Here is an 11206-nt window from a genome sequence, read left to right on the forward strand (position 1 = left end):
GTGCGGGTCAGCGCCGACAGTTGAGCACTATATAGTCGCTAGCTCGTCCGACCTCGAGGCAGCCCGTCGAGCCGGCCAGTGTGAATGCCGGAGACCCCGGTCGAGCGACGACCAGGTCCGAGGCCTCGACAGCGCGACGGCCGCCATCTCGTCCCAGCCACACGTCGAGGTAGGCTGCTTGGTCCTCGGGTCGGAACGCATCGATGGGGTTGCTGACCCAGACTGTGACCCCCGCCGCTGCCAGGTCCTCGGCCAAGGGTTCGGGCGCAAGGACGACGTGGCTGCCGGCGAGGGCTTTGATGGCCTGAACGGTCTGGACTGGACCTTGCAGTACTGCGGTGCGCTCAAGGACAGAAGCCACGGCCACCACGGCGAGACCCATGGTCAAGGCACGGACCAGAACCCCCAGGGCCCTTGCACGTCGGGTGCGCTCGGACGCCTGGGCGGGATGGGTGGTGGGTGGCGTCGACCGTGTTGATTGGTCCCGCCCCACCAGGCGCGACAGCCCGAGGGCGCCAGGTCCGAGCAGGAAGAGCAGCAGCCACATGCCGTGTCGAGCGGACGTGACGGTTGCCCCGGCCATGCCGAGGGTGGCTACGAGCTCCCAGAATCGAAGTCGGCCGCGCAGAAGGGCGGCGAGGCCGAGTGCCAGTGCCGCCAGCACCATGAGCACGTCAAACACCGACCCGAGATCTGGCCTCGCCCAGAGCTCCGTGCCGCGACGGGCCGCCTCGTTCGAGAGGACGCCCACGTAGTAGTGGCCCGTCCGCAACAGGGCAGGGTTCACACATAAAGCGGCCACCGTCGCAAGGCCGACGATCAGCGCAGTCACCGGCGTGGCTCGAAGTCGGAAGAAAACCAAATAGCAGCCCGTGAGGGCCGCACCCACGAGCACACCCCCGTGCAGGTTCCCCCAAACCGCAATCAGGGGCACCACCAGCCAGATGAACCGGTTCGGGCTTCTCGACTGCGCGCGCAGGAGGACGATGAGCAGCGCGAAAGGCACGAGGGACAGCATCTGGGCGCGCACCACGCCGAACGTGGGCAGCATCCCGGACCCCACGAGCGCCAGTGACAGCGCAGTGGCGGTGCTACGCGCACCTGCTGCCACGGCATGGTGCGCGAGCGTCAGGAGCGTGATGGCAGAGAGCGCTAACAGCGCCAGGGTCAAGCCGGCAACTGACGCGGAGTGGATCCAGTGCATCGCCAGCTCCCCCAGGGCGGGCACATTGGGCCACTCACTCGTCTCAGCCGCCGCGAAGGGAATGCCGGCGGGCAGCATGCCTGTGGCGGCGATCCGATCTCCGAGAGCCACCATCCACATCGTGTCCGCGCCCGTGAGGATCCTGGGAGCCAGGTAGCAGGCCATCGCCGCGACCACGAGTGTCGGGAACCCGAAGATGGCGCCGGCTTTAGGCTGTCGTCGCAGCGAATCAACTTGGCGCGCAAGGAGGCTCGTCATGCAGTCCTGGCCGTCCTGATCGTTGGTGCTCTCATTGCTACCCCGAAGCGGCTACGGTGCGCCCACGCGCTCGAGTGATGGTGAGGCCCGTCGCAGACTGTACCGGCGCGACATGGCCGATTTGGACGGTACAGGGCACTACGTGGCATAGGAGACGTTTTTTCGATTTCAAGTACGTCGTGCACGGAGAGCCCTTACCTTCTGCTCGGGAGGGCTGCGCAGGGTGGCCCATACGGGAGGAAGCGTTATGACTCAGCTCGCAGCAAAGATCCAGACGATGCTCGCCCAGCGCGACAAGGGCGCGACGGCCGTTGAGTACGGCCTCATGGTCGCCCTGATCGCGGCCGTTGTGATCATCGGCGTCACAGCTCTCGGCAACACGAGTGGCAACACCTTCAACGACGTCTCGACCAAGATCTGACGTCGGTCTGTACATCGGGTCCGCTAGTTCTCTGCAAGTTCGCAAGGAAACTGCAAGAACGGAGCAAGTGGCTCAAGCCAACCCCAAATGGTCTCGGCTCTCCGGGGCGCAGACTTCCACAACCTCGTGGGAGCCTGCGCCCCTTTTTGTGTGAGTTCGTGATGTCAGTTTCTGCAAGTCGCAACGCCGTTGAGGATTGCAAGACTTTTCTTCCATTCCTGAGACAAGCGGTCAGTGCCCCACCTACCTTCTGCGTGGGGGGCTCACACCGGGTGGCCCCGAACGTGAAGGGAACACTGCAATGACCAAGCTCGCCGCAAAGATCCAGACCCGCCTCAACGTCTCGCGCGACAAGGGCGCCACGGCCGTCGAGTACGGCCTCATGGTCGCGCTGATCGCGGCCGTCATCATCATCGGCGTCACGGCGATTGGTAACAACTCGGGCGCCACGTTCAACAACGTCGCCACCAAGATCTGACGATCGGGGCGGTCCAGCCCCGCAAGGCCGACGGGCAACGCTACAGAGAGGAGGGGAAACACATGCGTACATCACCCAGGCCGCGGTCCCAATCGCCGCGATCGCGTCGCGAGCGAGGGGCGGCCGCGGTTGAGCTGGCCATCGTCTTTCCCCTCCTCTTCCTCGTGATCGCCGGCATCGTCGACTTCGGTCGGGCGTTTTTCACCCAGATCCAAGTCACGAACGCTGCACGTGAGGGAGCTCGCGCTGCGGTTGTCATGGTGCCGAACGCCGACGTCATCACCAGGGCGACCAACGCCGCAGCCGGAGTTCCTTCGGTTGGTGCCAGCGTCGTCGCCTCGTGCACAACGGGCGCCACGTCGGACGCCTCGGTCAAGGTGACCGCGCCGTTCCAATGGATCCTCTTGGGCCCCGCGATGTCGATGATCGGCAAGTCTTTCGGCGGCGGCAACGAGATCTCGTCGACGGGAGTCATGCGATGCAACGGATGAGGGGCTCCGCATCTCGACGAGAGCGCGACAAGGGTGCTGTCGCGTCCATCGCGGCAATCCTCGTCGCCAGCGGCGTCGTTATGGCAATGCTCGCCCTCACCGTTGATGTCGGAAACATCATGGCTGAGCGTCGCCAACTGCAGAACGGCGCCGACGCGGCAACACTCGCGCTCGCGCGCAGCTGCTCCAAAGTGCCGGTGTCGGCCTCGTGTTGGACGGCGGCTCAGGCCTCCAGCGCATTTGAGGGCCTGGCCGGCGCCAACTCGCTCGATGGGCTGCAGTCCTTGCCCACGACGGATGCTTCGAGCCAACCCCTCATCTGTGGTCGCAACGTGCCCACTCTGCCAACGTGCACGGTGGCGGCCTCTGCGGCGGATCTCACCGCTTGCCTTCCGCTGCCGAGCACGTTGGATGCCGCAGCTCCGTACGTCGAGACTCGCACGACGACAAAGTCAGCAGGGTCGCAGCCCAATGCGCTCACGAGCTTCTTTGCCAAAGCTGCGATCGCGGGCTACACCGACAAGCAGTACACCGCCTGCAGCCGCGCCGCGTGGGGGCCGCCGAGCGGCACGGGGGCAACTCTCCCGCTGACTATCGGCAACTGCGAGTGGGTCAAGCTGACGGCCAGCGGCACGAAGTACGCGCCCAGCCCGCCGTACTCGCCGGCGCCGGGCTCGGCGACGACCAGCCTGCCGAGCAACATCAAGGCCGGCGGATACGTCGTCGGAATCCAGTCGCACGCCGACTCCAACAACGTCGACCCCTCCTGCCGCAAGGCGAACGGTGAGTACTACCCGGGCGGCTTCGGCTGGTTGTCGGAGACGGACTGCGTGACGACGATCAATGCGGATGCGACGGTCGTGGGGGAGACCGGTGCGGCCGTGCCGAACGGCTGCAAGACGGCGGTGAACCTGAACCAGTATCTCGGTAAGGAGGTTTTCGTGCCGATCAGTGTCACGGCGACCGGCACCGGGACGTCTGCCACGTACACGATGGACGGGGTTGCCTCGTTCTTCATGGCCGGGTACTCCAGCCTGCCTTCCGGTGGCACGTCGGCTGTCTACAAGGACGAGCTCAACGTCTGCGCCAACAAGTGCGTCTGGGGCTGGTTCACCTCGGGCCTTATGCCCGTCAGCACATCGATCGGCCCCCCGAACTCCGCCAAGGGCGCCGTCAACATCGTTCCCTTGGGCTGACGATCACACCTCTCGTTCTTCCGGACACGCCACGATCCTGGGGGTCACAGACCATGAACCGTCGAATCCTTGCCATCCTGCTCGCAGTCCTGCTCGCCGTCGGAGGCGGCTTCATGGTCATCACCTATGCGCGCAACGCCGATGCCCGGGCGCTCGCCGCAGAGTCACCCGCGCGGGTCTACGTCGCGCAGAAAGCCATCCCCGCGGGGACGACGCTAAAGGATGCAGAGCGTGAGCAGCTCCTCGCGGAGACCGTCGTCGCGGCCAAGGCGCTCCCCGTCGGCGCACTCGACACCATCAACGCCGACAACAACAACCTCTTGGCGTTGTCCGACATCCAGCCAGGCGAGTTCCTGCTCGCTGCCCGCTTCGGCTCGACCCCCGTGGGGGACAAAGCGATCGAGGTGCCTTCGGGCATGTTGGCGATCTCGGTCCAGCTCACTGACCCGGCGCGGGTCGGCAAGTTCGTGACCCCGGGCTCCAAGATCGCGATCTACCAGAGCTACCAGATCAAGGATCTCCGGGACACGCCTGAGGCGAAGATCCTGAACGAGAACGACATCCACGGCACCAGCCTGTTGCTCCCTGACGTCCTGGTGATCGGCATGGGCGATGCGCCGCTGTCGGCCCCGGTCAAGGCCAGCCAGGAGGGCGATCAGCCCTCCGCCGAGAACCCGCAGCAGGCGGGCGGGTTCCTCGTCACCGTGGCAGTCAGTCCAGAGGATGCTCCCACCTTGGTCCACGGCATCAACAACCGCACCCTGTACGCCGCTCTGCGCGGCTCCGACGTGAAGATCGATCCGCGCCTCGAAGTGACCGACCTCAAGCAGCGTGTATCGGTGCCGACGCCATGACGATTCTCTGGGACGCATCGGTCGGCGGGGCAGAGACCTATCTCTTTGCCCTCGGCGGGGAAGCGCTGCACCTGACGTCGGGTCCGCGCGTCAGCCGCGCCCTCGAGGAGGAACCCTCGCATGCCCTCGTGGTTATCGGCCCCGACATCGACCTCGACTCGGCCTGCAGCCTGGCCGAAGAAGAACGCGTGGCGAGGCCCGAGCTCGGCGTCATCCTGCTCCGTCATCGCTTGGACGTCACCGTCCTTGCCCAGGCCCTGCGCAGTGGTGTCCGTGAGGTGGTCGCGGCCGACGACCAGAACGCGATTGCGGAAGCGGTCCGCCGATCGAACGCGCTAACCGCCCAGTTGGTTGGCCATGGTGGAGCAGCGGCGGGATCGCGAGACGGCAAGATCATCACGGTCTTCAGCGCCAAGGGAGGCGTCGGCAAGACCACGGTCTCGACGAACCTCGCAACCTACCTGGCGTCCACAGGCGCGCGTACCGTCATCGTCGACCTCGACCTCATGTTCGGTGATGTGGCGATCAGTCTTCAGCTCCAGCCGCCCGGATCGGTGCGTGACCTGGTGGCGATGAGCGGACACCTGGACGCGCAAGGCGTCGAGTCGGTCGTCACCCGTCACGAGCCGAGCGGCCTCGATGTCATCGCCGCCCCGGCGGACCCCGCGGACGCCGAGCGTGTGCCTTCGCACGTGGTCGTGGAGCTGCTGCGAGTCGCACGCGGCAGCTATGACTACATCATCGTTGACACGCCGCCGTCGTTCACCGAGCACGTGCTGGCCGCTTTCGACCTCAGCGACCTCACGGTCCTCGTGGCGACGCTCGACATCCCGGCGGTCAAGAACCTCCGAATCGCCATCAATACCCTGGACACGCTCGGTGCCTCGCGGGATTCTCGCACCATCGTGCTCAACCGTGCCGATGCCAAGGTCGGGCTGCGACCGGACGACGTCGAGGCGGCCCTCAAGCAGCCGATCTCAGCCAATATCCCCAACACTCTCGCCGTGCCTGCTTCGGTCAACCGTGGCGTGGCGATCGTTCTCGATGAGCCGCGCAGCCCGGTGGCCATGGCCCTTCGAGAGCTGGCGGACATAGAGATCCGGCAGCGCTTCGGCGAGGAGCTGCAGAACGGTGCCAAGCGAAGCGGCTTCGGCCTTCTGAGGAGCAAGCGATGAGCAATCTTGCCGAGCGACTCGACCGCGCCCGCGCGCAGCAGCAGATCGCAGTCGACAACGGAAGTGGGCAGGCCCGCCCAGCGGCCGGCCCGAGCCCTGCGGCGAAGCGCCGGGCGGTGGATCCGTTCGGCGGTGTCAAGGAACGTGTGCACCAGGCGCTCGTCGACCAGCTCGGCCCGCGGCTCTACGACCCGCACCTCGCCGAGGCCGAGCTGGCAGCCCAAGTGCGAATGACGCTGCAGGAGGTCATCGACCTCGAGCAGACGCCGCTCTCGCACGCCGACCGGACCCGAATCGCGCAAGACGTGTCGGACGACATCCTCGGGCACGGACCGCTTGAGCCGTACCTGCGTGACCCAGAGGTCTCCGAGATTATGGTCAACGGGCCGGACAGCATCTACATCGAGCGCGCCGGGAAGCTGTTCCCCGTCGAGGCGACCTTCTCCAACGACGCACACTTGCGGCGCACCATTGACAAGATCGTCGGTCGCATCGGCCGGCGCGTCGACGAGTCGAGCCCGATGGTGGACGCGCGACTTCCTGACGGGTCCCGTGTGAACGCCGTCGTGCCGCCGATCGCGTTGGACGGCTCGCTGCTCACGATCCGTAAGTTCTCGGCGGACCCGTTCACCGACAAGGACCTCATCACCTTCGGCACGATCACGCCTAACATCCGCGACTTCCTCGCGGCCTGCGTCAAAGGTCGGCGAAACATCGTCATTAGCGGCGGCACGGGTTCGGGTAAGACGACGACCCTCAACGTGATGAGCTCCTTCATCCCGGCCGACGAGCGCATCGTCACCATCGAGGATGCGGCTGAGCTGCAGCTCCAGCAGGACCACGTGCTGCGTCTCGAGTCGCGACCGCCGAACATCGAGGGTCGCGGCGCGATCCACATCCGCGATCTCGTCAAGAACACCCTGCGTATGCGTCCCGACCGCATCATCGTCGGTGAGATCCGTGACGGTGCCGCCTTGGACATGCTTCAGGCAATGAACACGGGCCACGACGGCTCGATCACCACGGTGCACGCGAACACGCCGCGCGACAGCCTCTCCCGCCTGGAGACGATGGTGCTCATGGCTGGCGTGGACCTTCCGGTCCGGGCTATCCGCGAGCAGGTGGCGGGCGCCGTCGACCTGATCGTCCAGCAGTCAAGGCTGAAGGACGGATCGCGTCGTATCACGGCGATCAGCGAGGTAGTCGGCATGGAGTCCGAAGTGATCACGCTGCAGGACATCTTCCTCTTCGACTATTCGGCGGGACGGGACGATGCCGGCCGCTTCCTCGGCGGCCTGGTCCCGACAGGAATCCGTCCCAAGTTCACATCCGACCTTCACGACCTTGGCGTGGAGCTTCCTGTGCAGCTCTTCTCCCGCATGGCGAGGTGACTTCATGTTGCGTCGACTGATTAAGACCGCCTTCGGCGGAGGCCTCGCGGCCGCCCTGTTGGCCGCTGGGCCATCGCACGCGACCGCGGCCGACTCGGTGAGCGTGGGGCTCAGCGGAGTCTCGACGACAACTTCGAGCACGGGATCGATCCTGACGGGCGTACTCACTCTCCGTAGCAGGTCCGCCGTGCAAGTCGATGCCAGCGCTCTGCGCATCCGGGTCGACGGAGTCGACTACAAGCCCACTGTCAAGCAGGCGCCGAAGCGCTCCCGCAAGGCCATGCTCGTCATCGACACCAGCGGCTCGATGGGGGTGACTGGTATGTCGACGGTGCGCACCGCCGCCAAGACGTTCCTCGCCACGGTGCCGACCGACGTTCTCGTGGGGGTCGCGTCGTTCGCCGACACAGCGGGCGTCGACCTCGCGCCCACCGTTGATCGCAAGGCTGTCCAGCGGGTGGTCGACGGTCTCGCCTCCCGGGGCAACACCAGCTTGTACGCCGCCATGTCGGCTGCGACCAGCTCGCTGGGGACGGCTGGGGACCGCAGCATCCTGCTCCTCAGCGACGGTGCTGACACAGTGGCGTCGAATGGTCCAGCCACCCTGGCGACGACCGTCGACAAGTTGCGCTCGGCCGGGGTTCGTGTCGACGTGGTGCGCTTCAAGACATCCGACCCGGACGCCGTCGCCGCCCTGGGCCGGTTCGCCGGTGCCAACGGCGGATCCGTGGTTCCTGCTTCCGACACGGCAGCGGTGACCTCTGCGTTCCAGGCCGCCGCCAAGGCACTCGATCAGCAGGTTCAGTTCTCGGTGTCCCTCCGCGGAGTCAAGCCGGGTTCTCACCAGATCCAGGTGGCTGGGACGGCCGGTGGGACTGCCTTCTCGTTCGCTCGGAAGGTCCAGATCGACTCCTCTGCACCGGCAGCTGCTCCCGCGGCCGGCGCTGCACCCCAAACCAGCCCCCCACTCCTCACAGGCGGGTCGGTTGTCGACAGCCTTGCGAGCCTGACGAAGCCCAATTACACGCCATGGGTCGCTGCCGGGCTGCTCGGTCTCGCCGTCCTGACGCTGGTCTTCGTGGTGTCGGCGCCGACCTTGCAGACGCGGCGCGAACGACGAGTCGCCGCAATCGAGGGCTACGTTGTGGGCAGCCGGAGTGCTGCGCGCGAGGAAGCGCGAGCAGCCCAGCACAACATCACCGAGTCACTGCTCGACCTGGGCGAGAAGGTGATGAAGGATCGCGAGTCGACGAAGACGACCATGTCGCTGATCGAGCGCGCAGACCTCCCCTTCCGAGCGGGCGAGTGGTTCGTCGTCCGCGCCGTCGCCGTGGTTCTCGGCGTTGTGGGTGGGTGGCTCTTCGGCGGGGACTCCCCCGTGATCCCCTTGGGGGCGGGGGCCCTGGTCGGACTCGTCCTACCTCCGGTCGCTCTGCGTTTCCTGGCGGCTCGGCGGGCGAAGCAGTTCGAGCGACAGCTCCCGGGCATCTTGATGCTGGTATCCACCAGCCTCAAGAGCGGCTTCGGTCTGCCTCAGGCGTTGGATGGAGTGGCAAAGGACGCCGCGGAGCCGGCGGCTAAGGAGTTCAGCCGGGCGTTGGCCGAGACGAGGATCGGCACTGACATCACTGAGGCACTGGAGCGCATGGGTGACCGGATGGGCAGCGTCTCGATGCGTTGGGCTGTCATGTCGATCCGGATCCAGCGCGACGTCGGCGGCAACCTCGCGGACACCCTCCGGACAACGGCGAACACGCTCCGAGAGCGCGAGTCACTGCAGCGCCAGGTGTCGGCGTTGTCGGCCGAAGGGCGGCTGTCCGCGTACATCCTGATCGCGATGCCCATCTTCCTTTTCTTCTACATGACCAAGGTCAACTACGAGTACGTGTCCCTCCTGTGGACCGACCAGATCGGTGTCTATATGGGAATCGGCGGCATCGTGATGTTGGTGGTCGGCGTGGTCTGGATGCGCAACGTCGTGAAGATCGAGGTGTGATGTGAACGCCCTGTACATCGGCACTGGCCTGGTGTCCTTGGCCATCGTCTGCGCAGTGCTTTCCGTCGGGGTCGGCTCGAGTGAGCCGACCGGCGTCGCCAAGTCACTCATGCTCGTCGACGGGATGGTGGACCAGAGGACCGTCGTCAAGAACGAGCTCGGCTCCAAGGATCGCTTGGTCGTTCCGATCTTCCGGCAGATGCGCTCGCTCGCAGGCAAGTTGTCGCCGTCCGGTGCCGAAGCCCGGCTCGCGAACCTGTTGGACCGTGCGGGTAACCCGGCCTCTTGGTCGGTTGAGCGGATCATGGGGCTCAAAGGTGCTGCGCTGCTCGTGGGCGCTTTGTTCGGTGGTGCGTATGGCGGCATTGAGTTCAAAGGCCTGTTCTATGCCCTGAGCGGCGCGGTGGTCTGCTTCTTCGTTCCTGACCTGCTCATCTACAACCTCGCACTGAAGCGGCAGGAGGAGACAGGTAAGAGTCTCGCTGACGCACTCGACATGCTCACGGTTTGCGTCGAGGCTGGTCAAGGCTTTGACTCTGCGCTATTGCAGGTGGCCCGCAACGTCGAGGGGCCTATCTCGGGCGAGTTCGCCCGGGTTCTGTCCGAGATCCAGATCGGCAAGTCCCGTGGCGAGGCCTTCTCGGCTATGGGAGCGCGCGTGACCCTTCCGGAAGTAAAGAACTTCGTCACCGCGCTGGTTCAAGCAGATCGACTCGGCCTGCCGATTGCGGGAGTGCTGAGGGAGCAGACCGCCACCATGCGTCTCGCGCGACGACAGAAGGCTGAGGAGAAGGCACAGAAGGTGACGGTGAAGATCCTCTTCCCCCTCATGTTGTGCATCCTGCCTTCCCTCTTCGTCGTGATCATCGGTCCCGGTGTCATTCGACTGATGCACACCCTAATGGGAATGTGAACGACGCGGATCCGGCCCGGGTCCGCGTCGGCGGTCTCGACGGCCTGCGCGGTCTTGCAATCCTGCTGGTACTGCTCGCGCACACTGTGGGGCTCGAGGGAGCTGGCATGGTCGGCGTGCTGATCTTCTTCGTGTTGTCGGGATATCTCATCACGTCGCTGCTTCTGGCGGAGGGCCGAGCGCTGGGACGCGTCGACCTGCCGGTCTTCTACCTCCGTAGGGCTGCCCGACTGGTTCCCGCATTGATCGCTTTTCTTGTCGTGTTCGTTGCCGCGATCTTCCTGGTGCAGGGTGTCGCTGCCGTCGGTGGCCTGGTTCCCGGGCTGGTGCAGGCGCTCTTGTATGTCACGGATCTGACTCTGGGGCTTCAGGGCAACTATCGACCCGAGCTTGCACACCTCTGGTCGCTGGCAGTCGAAGAGCAGTTCTATCTGATTTGGCCTGTCTGCCTCGTGTTTTGGATGAAGGCGCCTGCGGGTACCCGACTTCGTCGCGTAATCACTGCCACAGCGTTCTTCGTGGCAGTGCGGGCGGCCACATGGGCTCTCGCTCCGAGCCTCGGACTCTTTGTGTACGCGCTGCCGACGACGTGGGTTGACGTCCTTCTGGTGGGAGCGATCTGCGGCCTGGTCAAGCGGGAGCATCCTGCTGTCTGGTTGAGACTGAAGCAGGTGAACCGCAGGCATCTATCCGGAGTGGGGCTCGTAGTGTCAACGGCACTCGAAAACTGACCCCCTGACGGCAGGTGAAAACTGACCCCCGCATATCAGTTCTCTTCCTGGTTGGTGGCTGCGGGGACGCGGCCGAGGTCGCGGTCCTTGAGCCGGTA

The 11206-nt window shown here is 65.4% G+C and carries 11 protein-coding genes; 10 read left to right on the forward strand and 1 reads right to left on the reverse strand.

Translation table 11 applies throughout. The features are described from left to right. Window positions 1–7: 7 nt before the first annotated feature. Window positions 8–1462 (reverse strand): hypothetical protein, encoded by a 1455-nt coding sequence (locus ACXR8F_RS07950; protein ID WP_458799538.1) that lies wholly within the window; start codon window positions 1460–1462, stop codon window positions 8–10. Between the two features lie 247 nt (window positions 1463–1709). Between ACXR8F_RS07950 and ACXR8F_RS07955 the strand changes: the two genes are divergently transcribed. From ACXR8F_RS07955 to ACXR8F_RS08000, 10 genes are all read left to right on the forward strand, one after another. Continuing rightward, window positions 1710–1883: a Flp family type IVb pilin gene (locus tag ACXR8F_RS07955; protein WP_458799540.1), complete on the forward strand. Its 174-nt coding sequence runs from the start codon at window positions 1710–1712 to the stop codon at window positions 1881–1883. 301 nt (window positions 1884–2184) lie between these two features. Further along, window positions 2185–2361: a Flp family type IVb pilin gene (locus ACXR8F_RS07960; RefSeq protein WP_458799542.1), complete on the forward strand. Its 177-nt coding sequence runs from the start codon at window positions 2185–2187 to the stop codon at window positions 2359–2361. Window positions 2362–2423: 62 nt separating this feature from the next. Further along, window positions 2424–2852, forward strand: a complete 429-nt coding sequence (locus ACXR8F_RS07965) for a TadE/TadG family type IV pilus assembly protein (protein ID WP_458799544.1) — start codon at window positions 2424–2426, stop codon at window positions 2850–2852. Continuing rightward, window positions 2849–4048: a TadE/TadG family type IV pilus assembly protein gene (locus ACXR8F_RS07970; RefSeq protein WP_458799545.1), complete on the forward strand. Its 1200-nt coding sequence runs from the start codon at window positions 2849–2851 to the stop codon at window positions 4046–4048. The genes ACXR8F_RS07965 and ACXR8F_RS07970 overlap by 4 nt, the downstream gene beginning before the upstream one ends. Window positions 4049–4101: 53 nt before the next feature. Next, entirely contained in the window at window positions 4102–4902 is an 801-nt protein-coding gene (gene cpaB, locus ACXR8F_RS07975; RefSeq protein ID WP_458799547.1) for a Flp pilus assembly protein CpaB, read from the forward strand. Then, window positions 4899–6077, forward strand: a complete 1179-nt coding sequence (locus ACXR8F_RS07980; protein ID WP_458799549.1) for an AAA family ATPase — start codon at window positions 4899–4901, stop codon at window positions 6075–6077. Before cpaB ends, ACXR8F_RS07980 begins: the two co-directional genes overlap by 4 nt. Continuing rightward, window positions 6074–7468 carry a CpaF family protein gene (locus ACXR8F_RS07985; protein ID WP_458799551.1) on the forward strand — a complete coding sequence of 465 codons (1395 nt, stop codon included), beginning with the start codon at window positions 6074–6076 and terminating at the stop codon, window positions 7466–7468. The genes ACXR8F_RS07980 and ACXR8F_RS07985 overlap by 4 nt, the downstream gene beginning before the upstream one ends. A gap of 187 nt (window positions 7469–7655) precedes the next feature. Then, window positions 7656–9464, forward strand: a complete 1809-nt coding sequence (locus tag ACXR8F_RS07990; RefSeq protein ID WP_458799553.1) for a type II secretion system F family protein — start codon at window positions 7656–7658, stop codon at window positions 9462–9464. 1 nt (window position 9465) lies between these two features. Then, window positions 9466–10377, forward strand: coding sequence for a type II secretion system F family protein (locus ACXR8F_RS07995; protein WP_458799555.1), 912 nt, complete (start codon window positions 9466–9468; stop codon window positions 10375–10377). Beyond that, complete coding sequence (locus tag ACXR8F_RS08000; RefSeq protein WP_458799557.1) at window positions 10374–11108, forward strand: acyltransferase family protein; 735 nt, start codon at window positions 10374–10376, stop codon at window positions 11106–11108. The genes ACXR8F_RS07995 and ACXR8F_RS08000 overlap by 4 nt, the downstream gene beginning before the upstream one ends. Window positions 11109–11206: the final 98 nt, after the last annotated feature.

Source organism: Terrabacter sp. AAH1, from assembly GCF_054456855.1.

Coding starts and splice junctions, on each gene's coding strand:
- ACXR8F_RS07955 (WP_458799540.1), top strand. CDS start 1,710: ATGACTCAGCTCGCAGCAAAGATCCAGACGATGCTCGCCCAGCGCGAC.
- ACXR8F_RS07985 (WP_458799551.1), top strand. CDS start 6,074: ATGAGCAATCTTGCCGAGCGACTCGACCGCGCCCGCGCGCAGCAGCAG.
- cpaB (WP_458799547.1), top strand. CDS start 4,102: ATGAACCGTCGAATCCTTGCCATCCTGCTCGCAGTCCTGCTCGCCGTC.
- ACXR8F_RS07960 (WP_458799542.1), top strand. CDS start 2,185: ATGACCAAGCTCGCCGCAAAGATCCAGACCCGCCTCAACGTCTCGCGC.
- ACXR8F_RS07950 (WP_458799538.1), bottom strand. CDS start 1,462: ATGACGAGCCTCCTTGCGCGCCAAGTTGATTCGCTGCGACGACAGCCT.
- ACXR8F_RS07965 (WP_458799544.1), top strand. CDS start 2,424: ATGCGTACATCACCCAGGCCGCGGTCCCAATCGCCGCGATCGCGTCGC.
- ACXR8F_RS07980 (WP_458799549.1), top strand. CDS start 4,899: ATGACGATTCTCTGGGACGCATCGGTCGGCGGGGCAGAGACCTATCTC.
- ACXR8F_RS07970 (WP_458799545.1), top strand. CDS start 2,849: ATGAGGGGCTCCGCATCTCGACGAGAGCGCGACAAGGGTGCTGTCGCG.